Origin of the sequence: Pseudomonas parafulva, from assembly GCF_002021815.1 — a bacterium.
Taxonomy (GTDB): Bacteria; Pseudomonadota; Gammaproteobacteria; order Pseudomonadales; family Pseudomonadaceae; genus Aquipseudomonas; species Aquipseudomonas parafulva_B.
In genome coordinates this window covers 2,079,095-2,098,700 of sequence record NZ_CP019952.1, presented here as the reverse complement: position 1 = coordinate 2,098,700, position 19,606 = coordinate 2,079,095, and the positions used below count along the sequence as shown (strand labels likewise).

At 63.8% G+C, this 19,606-nt stretch carries 16 protein-coding genes and 1 pseudogene; 11 read left to right on the top strand and 6 right to left on the bottom strand.

Features of this window, described 5'->3' with window-relative positions:
* The first annotated feature begins 57 nt into the window (after positions 1–57).
* Positions 58–1,473, top strand: a complete 1,416-nt coding sequence (locus tag B2J77_RS09515) for a PLP-dependent aminotransferase family protein (RefSeq protein WP_078478500.1) — start codon at positions 58–60, stop codon at positions 1,471–1,473.
* Positions 1,474–1,693: 220 nt separating this feature from the next.
* On the opposite strand, the gene B2J77_RS09510 is transcribed toward B2J77_RS09515, so the two are convergent.
* Positions 1,694–2,671, bottom strand: coding sequence for a polyprenyl synthetase family protein (locus B2J77_RS09510; protein WP_078478499.1), 978 nt, complete (start codon positions 2,669–2,671; stop codon positions 1,694–1,696).
* A 186-nt stretch (positions 2,672–2,857) separates the two neighbouring features.
* Between B2J77_RS09510 and fni the strand changes: the two genes are divergently transcribed.
* The 5 genes and pseudogenes from fni to B2J77_RS09485 all read left to right on the top strand — a co-directional run.
* On the top strand, positions 2,858–3,904 hold the full coding sequence (gene fni / locus B2J77_RS09505) for a type 2 isopentenyl-diphosphate Delta-isomerase (RefSeq protein ID WP_058638004.1): 1,047 nt from the start codon (positions 2,858–2,860) through the stop codon (positions 3,902–3,904).
* The gene (locus B2J77_RS09500; protein WP_058638015.1) at positions 3,901–5,178 is read left to right on the top strand and encodes a glycosyltransferase; all 1,278 of its coding nucleotides are present in this window, start codon (positions 3,901–3,903) and stop codon (positions 5,176–5,178) included. Before fni ends, B2J77_RS09500 begins: the two co-directional genes overlap by 4 nt.
* On the top strand, positions 5,163–6,329 hold the full coding sequence (gene crtY / locus B2J77_RS09495; RefSeq protein ID WP_078478498.1) for a lycopene beta-cyclase CrtY: 1,167 nt from the start codon (positions 5,163–5,165) through the stop codon (positions 6,327–6,329). Before B2J77_RS09500 ends, crtY begins: the two co-directional genes overlap by 16 nt.
* A complete protein-coding gene (locus tag B2J77_RS09490; RefSeq protein ID WP_078478497.1) occupies positions 6,326–7,816 on the top strand; it encodes a phytoene desaturase in 1,491 nt (496 codons plus the stop codon). Before crtY ends, B2J77_RS09490 begins: the two co-directional genes overlap by 4 nt.
* Positions 7,813–8,745, top strand: a pseudogene (locus B2J77_RS09485) (phytoene/squalene synthase family protein); the annotation flags it as partial. The gene B2J77_RS09490 and the pseudogene B2J77_RS09485, both read left to right, overlap by 4 nt.
* Here the strand turns inward: B2J77_RS09485 and B2J77_RS09480 are convergent.
* Positions 8,669–9,220: a sterol desaturase family protein gene (locus B2J77_RS09480; protein WP_078478496.1), complete on the bottom strand. Its 552-nt coding sequence runs from the start codon at positions 9,218–9,220 to the stop codon at positions 8,669–8,671. The pseudogene B2J77_RS09485 and the gene B2J77_RS09480 overlap by 77 nt on opposite strands.
* Positions 9,221–9,459: 239 nt before the next feature.
* On the opposite strand from B2J77_RS09480, the gene B2J77_RS09475 reads away from it, so the two are divergent.
* A complete protein-coding gene (locus B2J77_RS09475) occupies positions 9,460–10,395 on the top strand; it encodes a LysR family transcriptional regulator (protein WP_078478495.1) in 936 nt (311 codons plus the stop codon).
* Here B2J77_RS09475 and B2J77_RS09470 read toward each other — a convergent pair.
* Entirely contained in the window at positions 10,365–11,576 is a 1,212-nt protein-coding gene (locus B2J77_RS09470) for an MFS transporter (protein ID WP_078478494.1), read from the bottom strand. The genes B2J77_RS09475 and B2J77_RS09470 overlap by 31 nt on opposite strands.
* A gap of 192 nt (positions 11,577–11,768) precedes the next feature.
* Here B2J77_RS09470 and B2J77_RS09465 point away from each other — a divergent pair, with 192 nt between their 5' ends.
* Positions 11,769–13,139: an 8-oxoguanine deaminase gene (locus B2J77_RS09465; RefSeq protein ID WP_078478493.1), complete on the top strand. Its 1,371-nt coding sequence runs from the start codon at positions 11,769–11,771 to the stop codon at positions 13,137–13,139.
* A gap of 164 nt (positions 13,140–13,303) precedes the next feature.
* Here the strand turns inward: B2J77_RS09465 and B2J77_RS09460 are convergent, their stop codons facing one another.
* Positions 13,304–13,795, bottom strand: a complete 492-nt coding sequence (locus B2J77_RS09460; protein ID WP_058638016.1) for a GNAT family N-acetyltransferase — start codon at positions 13,793–13,795, stop codon at positions 13,304–13,306.
* A gap of 118 nt (positions 13,796–13,913) precedes the next feature.
* Between B2J77_RS09460 and B2J77_RS09455 the strand changes: the two genes are divergently transcribed.
* The 3 genes from B2J77_RS09455 (at position 13,914) to B2J77_RS09445 (ending at position 15,717) form a co-directional block, all read left to right on the top strand.
* Complete coding sequence (locus tag B2J77_RS09455; RefSeq protein WP_078478492.1) at positions 13,914–14,534, top strand: biliverdin-producing heme oxygenase; 621 nt, start codon at positions 13,914–13,916, stop codon at positions 14,532–14,534.
* A 148-nt stretch (positions 14,535–14,682) separates the two neighbouring features.
* Entirely contained in the window at positions 14,683–15,069 is a 387-nt protein-coding gene (locus B2J77_RS09450) for a VOC family protein (RefSeq protein WP_078478491.1), read from the top strand.
* 78 nt (positions 15,070–15,147) lie between these two features.
* Positions 15,148–15,717 carry a hypothetical protein gene (locus B2J77_RS09445; RefSeq protein WP_078478490.1) on the top strand — a complete coding sequence of 190 codons (570 nt, stop codon included), beginning with the start codon at positions 15,148–15,150 and terminating at the stop codon, positions 15,715–15,717.
* Between the two features lie 314 nt (positions 15,718–16,031).
* Here the strand turns inward: B2J77_RS09445 and B2J77_RS09440 are convergent, their stop codons facing one another.
* Together B2J77_RS09440 and B2J77_RS09435 are read right to left on the bottom strand one after the other, a co-directional pair.
* Positions 16,032–16,958: an alpha/beta fold hydrolase gene (locus B2J77_RS09440; RefSeq protein ID WP_058605934.1), complete on the bottom strand. Its 927-nt coding sequence runs from the start codon at positions 16,956–16,958 to the stop codon at positions 16,032–16,034.
* 176 nt (positions 16,959–17,134) lie between these two features.
* The gene (locus B2J77_RS09435) at positions 17,135–19,606 is read right to left on the bottom strand and encodes a UvrD-helicase domain-containing protein (RefSeq protein WP_228385177.1); all 2,472 of its coding nucleotides are present in this window, start codon (positions 19,604–19,606) and stop codon (positions 17,135–17,137) included.

The window sequence follows — 19,606 nt, the reverse complement described above, 5'->3', positions numbered from 1 at the left end:
GGTCGCCAACCCTATACACCGGGCCAGCACCTGGCGTTACACACCTGAAGGTCCCCCATGCTGCAATTGAACCCAGACGCTTCCACACCGTTGGTCAACCAGATCATCGACGGTCTGCGCACCCTGATCGACACACAGACGCTCAAGCCTGGCGCCAAGGTGCCGTCGATCCGCGCCTTCGCCGCCACCTACTCGGTCAGCACCTTCACCGTGGTGGAAGCCTACGATCGCCTGGTCGCCCAAGGGTTGCTGGTAAGCCGTGGCAACGCTGGCTTTTTCGTCAATCGCGCCGCCGCTGAACTCCTGGACACGCACACGGCTGACCCTGATGCAAGCCGACCAACGTTCAACACCGAGTGGTACCTGCAGCAGATCTTCGAAACCCGGCAGTTGCCGTTCAAGCCAGGCTGCGGCTGGCTGCCCAATGACTGGATGTACGAAGATGGCCTGCGCCGAGGGCTGCGGCAGGTGGCTGGCAGCCCACTGGAACTGTCCGGTTACGGCGACCCCATGGGGTTACCCGAACTACGCGCATTGACGGCGCAGAACCTGCAGCAGGATTTGTCGATCGTCGCCAACCCCGCTCAGCTGATGTTGACCCACGGCGCCAGCCAGGCCCTGGACCTGGCCGTGCGTACGCTGGTCCGGCCAGGTGACGTGGTACTGGTGGACGATCCTGGCTATCCCAACCTGATGAGCATACTGCGCACCCAAGGCGCAACGCTGCTGGGGGTGGCGCGCACGCCCAATGGCTACGACCTCAATCAGCTTGAGCGGTTGCTGGCGCAACATAGGCCCACGGCTTTCTTCACCCAGCCTCACCTGCACAGCCCGACGTGCTCGCGCACGCCGTTGCCCCAGCTGCACCGCCTGCTGCAACTGGCTAACCAGCATGGTTTCCGGCTGGTCGAAAACAACCTGTACGCCGACATGATCGCCGATCCTCAACCCTGCCTCGCCAGCCTGGACCACCTGCAGCAGGTGGTCTACGTGGGCAGTTACTCGAAAAGCATCTCGCCCAATGTGCGGGTGGGCTATCTGCTGGCCAATCCTGAACTGGCGCAACAGCTGGTACACCTGAAAATGCGCTCGGGCCTGACCACTTCGCAGGTCATGGAGCGGGTCGTCTATGCCGCCATCATCGACGGTCGCTGGCGCAAGCACCTCAAGCGCCTGCGTCAACGCCTGGCCGAGGCGCATCAACGGGTGGGTGAGCATCTGCACCGGCTAGGCTTCGAGCTGTTCACCGAATCGGACGAGGGGATGTACATCTGGACCCGGCATCCCTCGATCCCCGACAGCGCGCTGTTGCTCGATGACGCGCTCGAAAAAGGCATCATGCTCGGCCCCGGGCAGTTGTTCATGGTCGATGCCAGGGCAACGGGCTGGATGCGTTTCAACGTGGCGTTCAGCCTGGACCCGGTCATGTGGGAACTGCTGGAAACGGTATTTGCCCGGCATGCCAGGCGATAGGGTCAGTGAGCACGCTATTGCTGCGGCGCTCTGGCTTGAGCTTCACAGGTTACGCGGCCCCCTGTAGGAGCGGCCCTTGTGCCGCGATGGGCCGCGCAGCGGCCCCAGGATTTAAGCTTCGCAGCTCATTTCGCCGGGGCCGCTTTGCGGCCCATCGCGGCACAAGGGCCGCTCCTACAGGGACTGCGTAGACCTTTGGATTGGCGCAACGCCCTGCGCCTTAGACGTGATGCACGACCGCTCCACCTACCGCAAGACCACCCAGGCCCTGACGCCATACGGTGCTGCCGGCAGCCTGCACACCCTTCGATGCGAACACCTTGCGCAATACCCCACCGATCGGCGAGGTCCCAAGGCCCAGGCTGTTCAGGCACTGTTCGACGCTCTGCAAATGGGCTTCCAACCGCTGGCGCACCTGCATTTCGCCACACATCGCCAGCAGGGTCGACTTGCCCTGGTCCAACCCCATGCTCTTGCCACTTTCCGGGTCACGGTCGTGCAAGTCGTCGTGCAACTGAAACGCCTGCCCCAACTCCCCCGCCAATTTCAGCAGGGTGCCCTGCTGGCTGGCGCCAGCCCCCGCCAGCCGGCCGGCCATGCCTAGCAGGGCCGAGAACAAGGCCCCGGTCTTGAGTTGATTGGTCTCGGCAATTTCAGCCGCCGTCCGCGGCCGTGCACCGTCACGCAGATCCTGCAACTGCCCCTTGACCAGCCCATCGGCACCGATGGCCGAGGTGAGGGTCACCACTAGGTCGCTGCGCACATCCGGCCCGACCGTCTGCAACCCCGCCACAACCCCAAACGCACGGGAGAGCAAGGCGATGGCCGTCAACACAGCCACGTCTTCGCCAAAAGCCAGGTGCAAGGTAGGGCGGCCGCGGCGCAAGGCGGCGTTGTCCATGCACGGCAGATCGTCCAGCACAAGGGAAGCTGCATGTACCATCTCGACGGCACAGCCGAGGTCGAGCGCTGCGTGTGGGCATGCGCCCAGACCCTGTGCCGTAAAAAGTAACAACAGGGGCCGCAAGCGCTTGCCTGGCGCCAGGGTACAGTCGCGCATGGCCGCAACCACGAGGTCGCGCTCGTGACCTGCCGATGGCAGCAAGGCTGCCAGCCGGGCCTCTACGGCCGCATGTGCGACGGCCAGTGACTGATCGTGATCAGCGCCAGCGCTGTGCGGGGGGGCGATGGTCGTCATCCTTGCCTCTCGATGTGGGCGGCCCATTGACCGTAGATGAAAAAGGAACGACTGATAGGCGCCGTTGCCTGATGCTGTGCTTTTTATGAGCTTAGCTATACAAAACGGGTAGTGTTGTACAACTTGTCTGTCTTAAGCACACAGACCGCACGTACCTCAGGATGATTCCCTGGCAGTGGAGCCGGCATGAACAAAAGCCCGTTGAGTCAACGCAAGGATGATCACCTGGATATCGTCCTGGCCACCGGCAGTACCTCGCACGGGGTCGACGCTGGGTGGTCAGCGCTGCGTTTCGAACATTGTGCACTGCCTGAAATGGCCCTGGAAGACGTCGACCTGGGTACCGAGTTGTTCGGCATGGCACTGCGCGCACCGCTGTTGATCAGTTCGATGACCGGCGGGGCTGATCGCGCACGGTTCATCAACCAGCACCTGGCCGAAGCTGCGCAGGCTTTGGGCCTGGCCATGGGTGTGGGTTCGCAGCGAGTCAGCTTGCGCAGCGGCCAGGACCAGGGACTGACCACAGAGCTGAGAAGGCTTGCACCCGATGTCCCGCTTTTGGCAAACCTGGGCGCGGCCCAGTTACGCGAGGCCGATGGCCTGGACCTTGCCCGTCGCGCGGTCGATACACTCGATGCCAGCGCCCTGATCATTCACCTCAACCCCCTGCAGGAAGCCGTTCAACCCGAGGGCGACCGCAACTGGAACGGGGTGCTCGCCTGCATCGAGCACGTTGCCGGGCAGCTTCACGCGCCCATCATCGTCAAGGAGGTAGGCGCTGGTATTTCGCCAGGCGTTGCGCGGCAACTGTACGACGCTGGCGTGTCCATGATCGATGTGGCCGGTGCCGGCGGCACAAGCTGGGCCGCGGTGGAGGCCGAGCGTGCCAATGACCCTGCCGAGCGTGCGGTGGCGATGGCCTTCAGCGGCTGGGGCATCCCGACCGCCCATAGCCTGCTTGCCGTGCGCCGCGCCGTGCCGACGGTTGGCCTGATCGCCTCGGGTGGGGTCCGCGATGGCGTGGACGCGGCCAAGGCCATCCGCCTGGGGGCGGACCTGGTGGGCCAGGCTGCCGGGGTGCTGACCTCTGCAATGGCATCCACCGAAGCGGTGGTCTCGCATTTCGACGTGATCATCCGGCAACTGCGTATCGCCTGCTTCTGCACAGGCTCGGCCACGCTGGCGCAGTTGCGCCGGGCCCGACTGGTCAACGCCCAGTTAGACATCAAATGAGCCACTTCGCCCTGATTGCCCCGCCCTACCCTAGCCATTTTGCAGCGATGCAAGCCTTGGGCGGCGAATTGATCGAACGCGGCCATCGGGTCAGTTTCTTTCACCAGCCTGAAGCCGAACGCTGGCTGAGCGACAGGCGAGTGGGCTTCGTCGCCATCGGCCATGCCGAGTGCCCGCCGGGCAGCCTTGACCTTGCCATGCGCCGCGTGGCTGACCCCGCCGGGCCGCTGCGCCTGCGTCGCTTGATCAAACAGCTGGCGCACACCACGGCAATGCTGATCAGCAACCTGCCGCAGGCGCTCAGTGAACATCGGGTCGATGCGATGATTTGCGATCAGATGGAGCCCGCAGGCGGCTTGGTGGCCGAGGCTTGCAAACTGCCGTTCTTTTCAGTGGCCTGTGCATTGCCAATCAATCGCGAGCCAGGCTTGCCATTGCCCGTGATGCCGTTCGGGCTGGGCTTGGATGCGCGCCTCTACGAAGGCAGTGTTCAGGTCCATGACTGGCTCATGCGCCCGCTGCACGACACCTTGCTGCAGGCCTGTCATCGCCACGGGCTGCAACCGCGCAGCGGCGCCCATGAATTTCTCTCGCCACTGGCCCAGTTGAGCCAGACACCCTTGCACTTGGATTTCCCCAGAGTGGGTCTGCCCAAACACTTTCACGCCGTCGGCCCGTTACGCAGCACGCCCTCTCAGGCGAGCCCCAACTGGTCTTTCGAACCCGGCAAGCCCTTGGTATTCGCAAGCCTGGGGACGCTCCAGGGCCACCGGTTCGATCTGTTCGCACGTATTGCCAAGGCTTGCCGACGCCTGGATGCCCAGTTGCTGGTGGCGCACTGCGGTGGGTTGGATGCCCATCAGCAGGCCAGGCTGCGCCAGATTGGCGCCACCGTCGTGACCGACTTCGCCCCTCAGCACTGGGCGGTGCGGCGAGCCAATGTGGTGATCAGCCATGGCGGCTTGAACACGGTGCTCGATACCGTGTGCGCCGGCACACCGTTGCTGGTCATGCCGATTGCATTCGATCAGCCTGGCGTGGCTGCGCGGGTGCGCCATCACCGCTTGGGGCGGGTACTCTCCAAACGAGCCAGCGTAGCTGCCATTGGCCAGACGTTGCGTCAGCTGCTTGATGAAGCTGCACCACGTGATGCCGCGCTGGAAGCCGAGCTTGCCGCCTGCGGTGGCGTACAGCACGCTGCCAGCCTCATCGAAGCCGCGCTGCACAGTGGCCAGCCCAGCATTTCGGAGAACACACCGTGCCCTATGACCTGATCCTGGTAGGTGGTGGGTTGGCCAACGGCCTGATCGCCTGGCGACTCCAGCATTTGCGCCCGCAATTGCGCGTGCTGTGCCTGGAACACGGGCCGGCCCTGGGCGGGAACCACACCTGGTCCTTCCATGACGCCGACCTCACTCCCGAGCAACAACGCTGGCTGGCCCCGCTGGTCGAGCAGCGCTGGCCTGCGTACCACGTGCACTTCCCGGCTTTTTCCAGGCGTATGGAAGGCGGTTATGCGAGCATCACCAGCGAGCGTTTCGCCCAGGTGATCACCCCTGCCCTCGGCCCGAGCTTGCGCACGGGCTGCGCTGTCGCTGAAGTGGGTGCCAGCCACGTCACACTCACCAGCGGCGAAACCTTGCACGCCGCGGTAGTGATCGATGGCCGGGGCATGCAGCACAGCTCTCACCGGGTGCTCGGCCAGCAAGCATTCCTTGGGCAGATCGTGCGCCTGACGGCCCCCCATGGCTTAGAGACACCGATTCTGATGGATGCGCGGGTACCCCAGGGCGAAGGCTATCGCTTCGTCTATGTACTGCCCTTCACGGCCGACACCCTGCTGGTGGAGGACACCCACTACGTCGACAGCCAGGCGCCCGCCGCAGAGCAGCTGCGCCAGCACATCGAACGCTACCTGCAGCAGCGCGGCTGGCACGTCGCCGAGTGCCTGCGTGAAGAACAGGGCGTATTGCCGATCACCCTGGCCGACGACTTTCCTGGCTGGTGGAACGAGCAGCAAGGGCCGCTCGCCGTTGGCCTGCGGGCCGGACTGTTTCACTGCACCACGGGCTATTCACTGCCCGATGCTGTGCGCCTAGCCGACTGGTTGGCGACGCAAGCGCTGGATGATACGGCGTCACTCAAGCCCGCGTTGGGCGCCTACCTCCACCGACGCTGGCGGGAACAAGGGTTCTACCGCCTGCTCAACCGAATGCTGTTTCTGGCCGGCCGGCCGAACCGTCGCTGGCAGGTGATGCAGCGCTTTTATCGATTGCCTGATGGGCTGATCGCCCGTTTCTACGCAGGCCAGAGTACGCTGCGTGATCGTCTGCGGATCCTGTGCGGCAAGCCGCCTGTGCCCGTAGGCGAGGCCATGAAGGCTGCCTTGCGACACTCTCCTGCCCATTTCAAGGACTATCCATGAGCAACGAACGATCCGCCCTGGTCATTGGGGCAGGCCTTGGCGGCCTGGCCCTGGCCATTCGCCTGCAGGCCTCGGGTATCCCCACCACCTTGCTCGAGGCACGCGACAAACCCGGTGGCCGCGCCTACGTCTACAACGACCAAGGCTTTACCTTCGACGCAGGCCCCACGGTGATCACCGACCCAAGTGCCATCGAAGCCCTGTTCACCCTCGCCGGCCGGCCTATGCAGGATTACGTGGAGTTGCTGCCGGTAACGCCCTTCTACCGCCTGTGCTGGGAGGATGGGCGGGCCTTCGACTATGGCAATGACCAGGCCGACCTGGAACGCCAGATCGAGGCCTTCGAGCCCAAGGACGTGGAAGGTTATCGACAGTTCCTGGCCTATTCCAAAGCCGTGCTGCAAGAAGGCTACATCAAGCTCGGCGCGGTGCCGTTCCTGTCTTTTCGCGACATGCTGCATGCCGGGCCGCAGTTGGCTCGCCTGCAGGCCTGGCGCAGCGTCTATAGCATGGTGGCGCGGTTCATCCAGGATGACCAACTGCGCCAGGCGTTTTCGTTCCACGCCTTGCTGGTCGGGGGCAACCCCTTCGCCACGTCCTCGATCTACACCTTGATCCATGCACTGGAGCGCACCTGGGGTGTGTGGTTCCCTAAAGGCGGCACCGGTGCCCTGGTGCAGGGCATGGCCAAATTGTTCACCGACCTGGGCGGCACCCTGGAGCTCAATGCCAAGGTGGCCGCGTTCGAAACCCAAGGCAGCCGCGTGACCGGCGTGCGCACCCAGGACGGTCGGCACTGGCTGGCAGACGCAGTCGCTTCCAATGCCGATGTAGTGCACACCTACTCCGACCTGCTGGGCGAGCATCCACGGGGTGAACAGGAAGGCAAGCGGCTCAAGGGCAAGCGCTTTAGCAACTCGCTGTTCGTGGTGCACTTCGGCCTCAAGCGCACCCAGCCGCAACTGCGCCATCACACGGTCTGCTTTGGCCCGCGCTACCGGGAGCTGATCGACGAAATCTTCAACGGTCATGAGCTTGCCGAAGACTTTTCACTCTACCTGCACACCCCTTGCGCCACCGACCCGAGCCTCGCTCCGGAAGGATGCTCGAGCCACTACGTGCTGGCGCCCGTACCGCACATGGGCAACGCGGCCATCGATTGGGAAGTGGAAGGGCCACGGTTCCGGGACAAGATTCTCGACTACCTGGAACGTCACTACATTCCTGGCCTGCGCGAGGACCTGGTCACCTGCCGCACCTTCACGCCGCTGGACTTCCGTGAGGAACTCAATGCGCACCTGGGTTCGGCGTTTTCCCTGGAACCGATCCTGACCCAGAGCGCCTGGTTCCGCCCGCACAACCGTGACAGCCAAGTGAGCAACCTGTACCTGGTGGGCGCAGGCACGCACCCGGGGGCCGGTGTACCTGGCGTGATCGCCTCGGCCAAGGCCACGGCAGGGCTGATGCTCGAGGACCTGGGCGCATGACCGCACCGTCCCACGACCAGTTGCTTGCCCATGCCGAACACAGCATTGCCGTGGGTTCGAAGAGCTTTGCCGCAGCAGCCCGGCTCTTCGATGCGCACACTCGGCGCAGCGCCGTACTGTTGTATGCCTGGTGCCGCCATTGCGATGACGTGATCGATGGGCAGCAAGCCGGGCATGATGCGGTGGTAATCAGCCAGGAAGAAGCGCAAGTGCGCCTGTTGGATCTGCAGCGCCAGACCGAAGCCGCCTGCGCGGACTTGCCCGTGGATCAACCGGCCTTCGCCGCACTGCGCGAAGTGGCCAGGCGCCACGGCATCCCCCGCGCCGAAGCCTTCGACCTGCTCGAAGGCTTCGCCCAGGACGTGTCCGCCTGCCGCTACCAGACCCTGGATGAGGTCATGGTCTACTGCTATCACGTGGCAGGTGTGGTGGGCCTGATGATGGCCAGAGTCATGGGCGTTCAGGAGGCGCGCGTGCTTGACCGGGCCTGCGACCTGGGCCTGGCCATGCAGCTGACCAACATCGCCCGAGACATCGTCGATGATGCCAAGGTCGGGCGCTGTTACTTGCCCCAGGCTTGGCTGTCGGAATTCGACCTCAGTGCAGACGACCTGGCCGATGTGCGTCATCGCGCAGCCGTCGCCACCCTGGCCAGGCGCCTGGTCGCCCAGGCCGAGCCCTACTACGCCAGCGCCCAGGCGGGGCTGCCGGCCTTGCCGCTGCGCTCGGCGTGGGCAGTGGCCACGGCTGGTCAGGTATACCGGCGCATCGGCCTGAAGGTCGACAGCGCCGGGATCGACGCCTGGGACGGGCGGCTGTCTACGTCAAAACGCGAAAAGGTCGGTGCCTTGGTCACGGGGTTTTGGCAGGCGCTGAGCTGTCGGCTGCGTCGCTACCCCCAACGCCCGGCTCGCCTGTGGCAGCGCCCTTCGCCCGCAGCGGCCCGCCATGCAGTGCCCGAAGTTGCTGGCGCAGCCTCTCGATAGTGGGGACATACAGAAAACCGAACGACACACAGCCTTCGCGTCCCTGTACGGCATGATGAAGCCGATGTGCCTGGTACAGGCGCTTGAAGTAACCCTTGCGCGGCACCACTTTGAAAGGCCAGCGCCGGTGCACCAGGCCGTCGTGGGCGACGAAATACAGAACCCCATAGGCCGTCATGCCTGCGCCTACCCATTGCAACGGGTACCAACCGGCATTACCCAGGGCGATGAGCACGATCGCCAGCACGGCGAACACCGCGGCGTACAGGTCGTTCTTCTCGAAGATCCCGGTACGCGGCTCGTGGTGCGAGCGGTGCCAGCCCCAGCCGAAGCCATGCATGATGTACTTGTGAGCAAACCAGGCCACGCCTTCCATGGCGGCCAGGGTGCCGAAAAAGGTGAGCAACGTCAGGGTCATGCGCAGGCTATCCAGGCAAAAGGGAACATGGGGCAGTCCTTTGGTGCATCAGGGCCGGGTCGGTACAGCATGATCTACCCAAGGCGCTGGCGCAAAGCCTATGAGTGTGCAAGATGGGCTGGTGTTCCATTGCCGACGCACTACACAGGCCTGTCTCCCGACGCTATTACCCTAAAACGCCATCACAGGATCCCTTATGCTGCCGGGGTCTGCCCCACGAACCCATGTAAAGGCCGGTCATGCACTCCTCAGAACGACTCAAAGGGATCGACGTCTTCGTCGCGGTCGCCGACCTCGGCAGCTTCACGGCAGCGGCCGGGCGACTGAGCCTTACCAGCTCGGCGGTCAGCAAGAGTATCGCGCGCCTCGAGGCGCGCATGGGCGTTCGCCTGTTCGAGCGCACCACCCGCCGGTTGTCGCTGAGCGAGGCAGGCGTGGTTTTCTACCGCACCTGCACCTCGGTGCTGGCCGATCTGGAAGAAGTCGAACACACCCTCGCCACTACGGGTAATGAACCTCACGGACGGGTACGCATCGACTTGCCCGCCTCCTATGGGCGCTTGCATGTGCTGCCGCTGATCCTGGCGTTTACCCGGCAGCATCCGCTGCTGCAGCCGCACGTCTCGTTTTCCGACCGTTTCGTCGACCCGGTGCAGGAAGGCATCGACATCGTGGTGCGCATCGGCGGCCCCGATACCTGGCCCGCTGCCCTGGGCCATCAGTACTTTGGCGCCCAGCGCCTGATGTTCTGCGCAGCCCCCGACTACCTCGACATTTACGGTACTCCGCAAAGCGAGGAGGACCTGGAGCATCACCACTGCGTGGGCTATGGGCACACCGACGGCCTGGTCAGCCCGTGGTTCTTCAAGGGGCGCCAGCCTGGGGAGATGGAGCGTCGCACGGTACAGCCGCGCATCGCCGTGGGCGATGGCGAAGGCGAGGTCGCGGCGGTGCTGGCCGGCCATGGCATAGGTCAGCTACCCACCTGGTTGACCCAGCAGCACCTCGATAATGGACGGATGGTCGAGGTGCTACCGGAGCTGGCAACCGACGGGTTGCCAATGAACCTGGTCTGGCTCAAGCGTCGCGAGCACCTACCCAAAGTGCGTGCACTGCTCGATTACCTGTTGCCCAGGCTCGCCCCTCACGGCACACGTACCGCCGAACCCGTCTGAGGCGCCAGCCTGCCCACTACGGGCACTGCCAGCAGCGCCAGCACAGCGACTGCGGCGGCCACATAGCCCAGATAAGCAACCCCCAGCCCGTCGATGGTCATGCCACCAAGCACCGCACCCAGGCCGATGCCGGCGTTGGCAGCCGATACGTTGGCGGTACCGGCCAGCGCCTTGGCGTGGGTCACCGACGCCATTACGCGCACTTGGCAGACCGGGTAAAGCGCGGTGTTGGCGATACCCCACAACGCCAGCGCCAGGCAGAACACCAGGCCTGCATGGGCCAAGGGCACCAGCGCTGCCATGCCGATCGCCAGCAGCACCAGAAAGCCCGCGGTGGCCTTGAGAACAGAGTGGTCGACGGCGCGCCCCCCGATCCAGTTGCCCAGCAGGCCAACGGCGCCGAAGCCCATCAGCCACCAACCGGTGTGAGCCGGGGCCACACCCGCCACACGCTCGAGCAGGTCGGCCAGGTAGGTGTAGCCGGTGAACATGGCGGTGAACACCAGAATCGACAGCAGCACGTTCGCTACGAAGAAGCGTTCGGTGAAAATCCGCGCCTGACGGGCGAAATCCACCCTGGCGGTGCGGGCTACGTGGGGCATCCAGACGCCCATCGCCACGGCCATCATCAGGGAAAGCACCGCCAGCGCCCCGAAGGCGCCACGCCAGCCCAACGCGTCAGCGGCCAACGTGCCCAGCGGGATGCCCAGCAGCATGGCGGCAGAGATGCCCAGGTAAACCTTCGATACCGCACGCCCTGCATGCTCGGGCCCGGCGAGGTGCCCGGCCGTCTCGCTGGCAGTACCCCAGAACACCGGCAACGCCAATGCCGGTATGACACGTGCAATGGCCAGTACCCAGAAGTTATCGGCCACGGCCGCCAGGGCATTGGCCGCGGCAAAAACCAGCAAGATGGTGATGAACAGCCGTTTACGTTCCAGATGCGCCAGCATGGCCGTGAGGAACGGCCCTGCCAGCATGACTGTGAATGCGAACAGCGTGACCAGTTGTCCAGCCATGGAGATGGACACCCCCAGGTCGCGGCTCAGGGCAGGCAACAGGCCCACAATGAGAAACTCGGTGGTGACAATCAGGAAAGCGGAGAACGCGAGGATGGCAATGCTGATGGCTGCCCGTGGAGCTTCGTCAACGGGTGAAGCGGTGGTGGATGCGGCAGACATGGAAGAACTCTCAAGACATTGGCTGCCAGTTTATTCGATCGCAGAAGTCTTATTTCTGGCCGATTTTCACATATGAGGTGACGCACATTCACAAATACGGTCAATGTATACAACTTGATCATTTCCTGATTACATTGCCGCGTCGCCTACGACGCTGGCCATCGCCGGCGCGTATTGCAACAGGCATCGACCATGTCATCTTCACACGCACCAAGAACGCTCCTGATCAAGCATGCCCAACTGCTCGTCACCATGGATGGCGAGCGCCGCGAAATCCGCGGCGGTGGCCTGTACATCGAAGACAACCTGATCAAGCAAGTCGGCCCCAGCGATACCCTGCCCCAACAGGCGGACGAGGTGCTGGACATGTCCGGCAAGGTGGTCATCCCCGGGCTGGTCAACACCCACCATCACATGTACCAGAGCCTGACGCGGGTGGTGCCAGCCGCCCAGGACGGCGAGCTGTTCAACTGGCTCACCCAGCTGTACCCGATCTGGGCACGGCTCACCCCCGAGATGATTGCGGTCTCGACCCAGACGGCCATGGCCGAGCTGATCCTTTCCGGTTGCACCACCTCGAGCGACCATCTGTACATCTACCCCAACGGATGCCAGCTCGACGACAGCATCCATGCGGCTGCCGAAATCGGCATGCGTTTTCACGCCGCCCGCGGCAGCATGAGCGTGGGCCAGAGCCAGGGCGGGCTGCCGCCGGACTCGGTAGTGGAAAAGGAAGCGGATATCCTCAAGGAGTCCCAACGCCTGATCGAGGACTACCATGATGCCAGCCATGGCTCGATGCGCCGGATCGTGGTGGCGCCCTGCTCGCCCTTCTCGGTCAGCCGCGACCTGATGCGCGAAGCGGCTGTTCTGGCTCGCCAGCATGGCGTATCGCTGCACACGCACCTGGCCGAAAACGTCAACGACATTGCCTACAGCCGGGAAAAATTCGGCATGACCCCTGCCGAGTACGCCGAGGATTTGGGGTGGGTCGGGCCCGACGTGTGGCACGCGCACTGCGTGCAACTGGACCAGCATGGCATCGAACTGTTCGCCCGCACCGGCACCGGGGTCGCCCATTGCCCATGCTCGAACATGCGCCTGGCTTCAGGTATCGCCCCGGTGCGCGCCATGCGCGATCATGGCGTACCGATCGGGCTCGGGGTGGACGGTTCGGCGTCCAACGACGGTGCCAGCATGATCGGCGAGGTCCGCCAGGCCCTGCTGCTGCAACGCGTGGGGTTTGGCCCGGATGCGATGACGGCCCGCGAAGCGCTGGAAATCGCGACCCTGGGCGGCGCCAAGGTGCTCAACCGCGATGACATCGGCGCACTGGCACCGGGCATGGTCGCTGATTTCGTCGCCTTCGACCTGGGCCATGTCGCCTACGCCGGCGGGCATCATGACCCGCTTGCAGCGCTGGTGTTCTGCACCCCGACCCAGGTGCATACCAGCGTCATCAACGGCAAGGTGGTGGTCAGGGACGGCCAGTTGGTCACTGTCGACCTGCCACGGGTACTCGAACGTCACAACCGCCTGGCCCATCAGTTGGTCGCAGGCTGATAGAGGCGCCGCCTCGTGATGCTGGCTGTCTTGTGCCTCTGGGGCTGCATGACAGCCCATCACCAGCAAGCCAGCCCCAGCTCACCGGCAGGTTCAACCTGTAGCGTCGCGCTTGCCGCCGGTGGGCCGCAGTGCGGCCCTACCTGACGCCGCCCGGCAATGGCTCACAGCACCATTACCATCTCATGCCACGCCATACCGCCGTGCTCGGAAGGTGAAGGCTGGACGTACTGATAACCCAGCTTGCGGTACAGCGGTACGTGCTGTTCTTTGCACATCAGGTGGATGGTCTGCTTCGCGCAGGCTTTCATTCGCAGGATGAACGCTTCCATCAATCGCTTGGCATGACCTTGGCCCTGATACGCCGGGTCGACCACCACCGACATGATCACTACGTTGGGGGCATCGGGGTCATGCCCCACCAGTTCCTTGAACGCTTCGTCCGACATCACCACCTGATGGGCGCAGCCGCTGTTGATGAAGCCAACGATCTCTCCATCACTTTCGAGCAACAGAAACCCCTGTGGGTACTGACTGATGCGCGTCTGGATCTTTTCCAGCGTGGCAGCTTCGTCTCCCTCGTAGGCACCGATCTCGATGGCGTGGCAGCGGCTGGCGTCCTCAAGGGACGGCGTACGGAACTGAAGCGAAGACATGACCGGCTTTTCCTTGGGTCTGAACGATACGGCGGCCATGATAACCGCGCCTGATGCTTGCTGCGATGCTCACCGCCACGCATCATGGATGCCTTTCTGCCCGCGACGGACTCACCGAATGATCGCAGTACCCGTGTCACCCCTGGAGACAAGCCGTTGCAAACGCCTCAAAGCGGCCACCCACCGCGAACATGACAGTGTCGATCAGTTGGTCATGGCCGCGCACCCCTTTGAGGACAGAGCGCGCTATGGGCGCTTCCTGCTGGTACAGCATCACTTTCACGGCAGCCTCCATGGACTTTACGAGGACCCCCACCTCAATGCGTGGCTGCCGGGCCTCTCGTCGCTGTCGCGGCTCGCTGCGGTCGAGCAGGACATTCGCGACCTGGGCCAACTACCACCTGCCTTGCCGGCGAGGGTGAAGGTAGACCCGGCCCAGGCACTGGGCTGGCTGTATTGCAGCGAGGGTTCGAACCTGGGCGCCGCCTTCTTGTTCAAGCACACCCAGTGCCTTGGCCTGGACGAAAGCCTGGGTGCGCGGCACCTGGCAGCCCACCCGCAAGGACGCGCCCAGCACTGGAAGGCGTTCGTGAGCGCAATCGACGGCCTGGCGCTCGATGAACAACAAGAAGCTGACGTGATCGCCGGTGCCATTGCAGCCTTCGAAGCCTATCGGACGAAGGTCACCGAGGTATTCGCCGCTGACCTGCACACCACTACGAACACTTCCAAAGGCTGAACGCTTGTGCTGCGCCGGCCATTGACCAGTTTGCGGCCCTGATGCACCGATGGCGTGATCAAAGACGCGATTTGATACTGGGCTGCATTGCCAAACGTCAAGGGCCGTCTTTACTGATAAGTAACGACCCCAGCATAGGTGTGCGCCCATGAAGATCATGCTCACCCGTATTCTTGTCGACGACCAAGCCAAAGCGCTTGCCTTCTATCACTACGTACTGGGCTTCGAACCTAAACAAGACCTCGCCATGGGCCAGCACCGCTGGCTGACCCTGACCTCACCCAACGACCCCAACGGCGTGCAACTGCAACTGGAGCCAGAGGTGCACCCTGCGTCGAAAGCGTACAAGGCCGCGCTCAAAGAAGACGGCATACCCACCGCAACCTTTGCCGTGCGAGACATACAAGGCGAATACATCCGGCTATCCGCTGCCGGTGTCCAGTTCCATCAGACTCCCGCCGAGGTCGATAACGTCATGACTGCAATCTTCGACGACACCTGCGGCAACCTCATCCAGATTACGCAGTTACACTGACTGGCGCCTGTCCACCGCCTGCGCCCGTCCAACATCCCGACTGGCGCAGCCCTATCGATCGTTGCCCAAGGACACACGATGCGTCATGAGTTCGACGAAGTGCTCAACGACCTGGTCGACTACTTCCTGCTAGGTGACATCCAATTGCTCGAGCGCTTCAAGCAGGAGCATGGCCTGCCTGACGACCTGGCCTACGAATTCACCCACCATGACAGCGGCGACAAGGCCGTACGCGACGGCGTCGTGCTGCCTGTGGCCGGCGTCGACAACCTTCCCTACCACGTGGTGTTCACGCTCGATGGGCAAACGCCCAAATTGCGCGAGGCGAGCAGCCGTCTCAAGCACCAGCGCGGTGGTTATTCGCTGAAGATCGAGCATGGCGCTGTGATGCTGTACACCTGGCGTATCCTCCAGTACTTAACCCCCAAGACCCTGGGCGACTTGCTGGCGCGCTACCGTGAGCCGGGCCGCCCTGTGATCGAACTGGACAACGGCTGGTATGACGTCGAAGTCCTGGCCGGCGCCTGCCTGTGTGATGGCCTGTACGAACCGACCTTCGAGTTCGTCTTGAACAAGCGTGCTGGGCGTGTGGCGAACACCACCGTGGATACTGGGTACAATTTCAGCCTGCGAGGCTACTTTGACTGACACGCCTTCACTGTGGCCATGAACGGTGCAGCGCAGCCAAGTTGGCAGGGCGAGATCTGGCTGGCCGAGGATCATTGCCTGGTGACGGGGCGACTGGGGCGCACCGACAGCCACCAGCACTATGCCCACCAGCAAGGGCAGCAACCAAAACAGATAGGTGTTCACCGCCACTGCCAGGGCAGCGCCTATGAACCCAAAGAAAAACACAGGGGCGTAGAGGTAGCGCATGGGCAACTCCAGAATGACAGGAGCCCCCAGTGTCCCCGTACCGGCCGACACCGCGCTTGAACGAACGGCGCAACCGTGTGTGGGCGCTATTCGTTGACCAAGCGCTGCAACACACCGCCTTCATGGCGCGCGAGGATACGCAGCAGTTGATCAACCAAGGCACGGTCCGGCGCATCGAGGTGGAAATGATGGCCGCCTGGGTGCCAGGACACTTTCGCCTGTGGCGGCAATGCCGCTTCACGGCGGCCGAAGGCTTCGCCAGTGAAAGCGCCCTGCCGGCCAAACATCAGGTACAGCGGGCAGCGAATCTGGCTCAGCAGATCGCATGCCTCAGGCTCGGTGAGCGGCATGGGCTCAGGCAGCACCAACCGCGGGTCGTGGCGCCAGCAATAACCGTCGTTGAGCTGGAGCAGGTCGCGCAGCGCCAGTAACCTCGCAGCCTCTTGCGACAAGTCGGTGTCGAGCCGTTCACGACGCTGAGCCAGCGCGCTGTCCAAATCGTCGAAGCGTTGCACATCCGGCTCGTTGAAGCCCTGCATCTGCGTACGCTGGACCATGCGCTTGAGGCGATAGGCCCGTGCCAGGTGCTGCACGCGGTCATGCTCGGCCACGGTGAACGGTGCCCCCATGCCGTCGAGGAAGGTCATGCTCGCAATCGCGCTGGTCATGGCCGCCAGCAGCGAAGCCACACCGCTGCCCATGCCGTGGGCCAGTACATGGAATTGCCGCATGCCAAGGCTTTCGGTGACCGACAGCATGTCCTCGGCGTGTTCCCATAGGTAGTAGCCGCTGTCATGGCGCCGATGGTCGGAACGCCCATGGCCGACCAGGTCGGGGGCTACCACGAAACAGCCATCGAGCAGGGGCGCCAGGCGCTCGAACGAGGCGGCGTTGTCCAACCAGCCATGCAAGGCCAGTACGGGAATGCCATCCTCCGGCCCCCAGCAGCGCACAGCCACTTCGATGCCATTGATGTCCAGCGGGTGATCCTTGGGTGTGGTGGTTGATCGCATGGGTATGCTTCCTGATCGGCAGCCTGATGCAGCTACACCAGACCGAACACGCCACCGCGTTCCACGACGCCTGTCGTCTGCGGCAACCCTTGCGCCGGAGCGCGCAGGGCGCCGACAGGTCACCTTGGCGCAAGCCAGTGGCCACCACTGGCCCCTTACCGACGGTGACTTAACCGTCACCGACCCCGACAGTCTTCGAAACAGTCCTGACGGCCATCCACACGGCTGGAAGCGCGAGCGGCCACGGCGGCATCGCCATTGGCCGGCTCCACGTGCCAGTAGCAATGCTGCACCGCTCGGGTCACGGCCACATAGGCCAAGCGCTGCACCTCCTCTTTCTGGGCGGTATCGAACGGCTGCGGGTCGCCCGCCTTGCCCAGGCCCGCCTGGCGATAGACCTGGTTCTTGTAGGGCGAGCTGGTCAGGTACTGGCAGTCGCCCAGCATGAACACCGCATCGGCCTGCAAGCCCTTGGCGCTGTGGTAGGTGAGTTGGCGAAGACGCCGCTGCTCGGGGGGCACCGCTGCCTCGGCTTGAAGCACAGGTTCCAGGTGTTCGCTCATCGCCGCCCGGTCATTGCCCTTGCGGTAGAGCATCAGCACCGACTCGCCGCGCTGGTAATGCTCGATGAGGGTCTGGCCCAAGGCGGCCTCGTCACGCTCGAAGACCTTGACCGGAGAGCCTGCAAGTTCAGCGGCAGGGCCAGCGGCCCGGGCCTTCTTGCCGGCGATGGTGGACGTGCCCTTGACCAGGTGCTCGGCGGCATCGATCACCTGCTGCTGGCAGCGATAATTCTCCACCATCATTACCCGTGTGCTGGCGGGCGTTGGGAACGCCTTGGTGAATTCGGTGAAGTACTTGGGCGAGCTGCCTCGCCAGCCATAGATCGACTGCCAGTCATCGCCCACGCACAACAGCGATGAGTGCTGAGCATGGCGACCGACATTCAGGCCGGGGCCGCGCCTGCGGATTTCACGCAAGGACGCCCGCAGCCAGCTGACGATTTGCGGCGAGACGTCTTGGAATTCATCGATCATCAGGTGGGCCAGCGGCCGCAACAGCGGGTCGGGCAACAGTTGCAGGTTTTCCGGGTTGTTTTCCCCGAACAGCGCGAACATGCGGTTGTAGCTCATGACCGGAGGGAATTGGTCAAGCAAATGCGCTTCGAACGCTTTCCAGTAAAGGGCCAACGCTTCGAAGAACAGCGCGTCGCTGTCGCCTGGCACAAAGCGCATGTCGGCAATAGCCGTGTTCACTTCCAGGCCGAGGTTTTCGATAAAGCTCGCGGCGCTAACGAATGCGTCGAGCAGCGGCGCGGCCGACAGCTCGCCCTTGACCTTGTATTCGAACCCAGGCCCGGCTACGGCGTCACCTGCCAGCGAAGCGGCCAGGCGCCGGGCCATGGCGTAGTTGTCCAGCCAGATCAACGGCTGATCGCAGAATGCCTGCAACAGGGTTCGTTTGACTGCCCACTCTGCGCGTACGGCGAGCTTGGCACCGGGTCGTTGGTACTGGGCGCTCTCGGAAGGGTCGAAGCCCAACACCACCCATGGCCCGGTGGCACCCAAGCGGCCGTGGACATGAAAACGGCACCCACGGATCTCAACGGTGTCACGCATCGGCTCAATGCCCTGGATTGGCCAGGCCCCCGCTGCGAACCAAAGGTCCTCGATCACATCGCACAGCTCTTCATCGCGTTGCGCGGCCAGTTGCGTCACCTGGGCGCGTTTCTGCACCTCGGGGTTGTCCGGGTCCAGTGGCTTGAGTTGCAAGGCTTCGTTGCGCAAGTGGCCGATCAGCTCGGCAAAGCGGGGGCTGTGCGCCAGCAGGGCGCTGTAGCAATGATTGAGCTGTTGGCGCTGGGCATCGTTCAGGCGCAGGTCGAACGGGTTGCTGTCCGCCTCGGCCTCACGCCCGGCGGGCATCTCGTTGCCCAGGGTCTCGAACGCGCGCACCTGCTCGAACCCAGGCAAGCTGCGCACCAGCGGCAGGATGCGGGAGTGGAAGGTGCGGACCAGTTCGCGCGCCTGTGCCGGTTGCAGATGAACGTCCCACAGCGCGAACACCTGCACCAAGCGCTTGATGAAGTCCTTGCGCGACTCACGGGTGAAGGTGACGACCGTCATCGCATCGAATTCGTAGCCCAGGTAGTGACGCAGCAGCAAGATTCGCAGCACCAGGGAGGTCGATTTGCCCGCCCCTGCCCCGGCCACCACGCAGGTGGACGGTGTGTCGCTGAAGATCAGTTTCCATTGCGCGGCGCTGGGTTGCGCGTGGCTGGGCAGGCGCTGGGCAACGTCGGCCTTGAAGCGTTTCTTCAGCTCGGCGGTCAGGGCCAGGCGCCAGTCTTCGAACAGGTGATCGTCCTGGCCGGGAATGGCTGGGGTGTCGGGGCGGTGGTCACGGATGACCAGCACTTGCTGGCCTGCCTCGTACCCTTGCGCATGGCCACGTTCGAACCCGGCGCGTTCGCCTTCGCCCCGGCCTTGGTGCTGGCCATCGGCATGGCCTAGCCACCAGGAGTGAGGGTGTTGCGCCTGAATGCGGGTCAGACCACGCCCGAGGCACTGGGCGATGAGCCGTTTGAGCCAGGGGAGGCGTGTGGGTGGGGTCAGTTCGGCGAGGGCCTTGGGTTGCTCGTTGGCCAC

Coding starts and splice junctions, on each gene's coding strand:
- B2J77_RS09465 (WP_078478493.1), top strand. CDS start 11,769: ATGTCATCTTCACACGCACCAAGAACGCTCCTGATCAAGCATGCCCAA.
- fni (WP_058638004.1), top strand. CDS start 2,858: ATGAACAAAAGCCCGTTGAGTCAACGCAAGGATGATCACCTGGATATC.
- B2J77_RS09455 (WP_078478492.1), top strand. CDS start 13,914: ATGATCGCAGTACCCGTGTCACCCCTGGAGACAAGCCGTTGCAAACGC.
- B2J77_RS09510 (WP_078478499.1), bottom strand. CDS start 2,671: ATGACGACCATCGCCCCCCCGCACAGCGCTGGCGCTGATCACGATCAG.
- B2J77_RS09470 (WP_078478494.1), bottom strand. CDS start 11,576: ATGTCTGCCGCATCCACCACCGCTTCACCCGTTGACGAAGCTCCACGG.
- B2J77_RS09440 (WP_058605934.1), bottom strand. CDS start 16,958: ATGCGATCAACCACCACACCCAAGGATCACCCGCTGGACATCAATGGC.
- B2J77_RS09515 (WP_078478500.1), top strand. CDS start 58: ATGCTGCAATTGAACCCAGACGCTTCCACACCGTTGGTCAACCAGATC.
- B2J77_RS09480 (WP_078478496.1), bottom strand. CDS start 9,220: ATGACCCTGACGTTGCTCACCTTTTTCGGCACCCTGGCCGCCATGGAA.
- B2J77_RS09490 (WP_078478497.1), top strand. CDS start 6,326: ATGAGCAACGAACGATCCGCCCTGGTCATTGGGGCAGGCCTTGGCGGC.
- B2J77_RS09450 (WP_078478491.1), top strand. CDS start 14,683: ATGAAGATCATGCTCACCCGTATTCTTGTCGACGACCAAGCCAAAGCG.
- B2J77_RS09475 (WP_078478495.1), top strand. CDS start 9,460: ATGCACTCCTCAGAACGACTCAAAGGGATCGACGTCTTCGTCGCGGTC.
- B2J77_RS09445 (WP_078478490.1), top strand. CDS start 15,148: ATGCGTCATGAGTTCGACGAAGTGCTCAACGACCTGGTCGACTACTTC.
- B2J77_RS09460 (WP_058638016.1), bottom strand. CDS start 13,795: ATGTCTTCGCTTCAGTTCCGTACGCCGTCCCTTGAGGACGCCAGCCGC.
- B2J77_RS09500 (WP_058638015.1), top strand. CDS start 3,901: ATGAGCCACTTCGCCCTGATTGCCCCGCCCTACCCTAGCCATTTTGCA.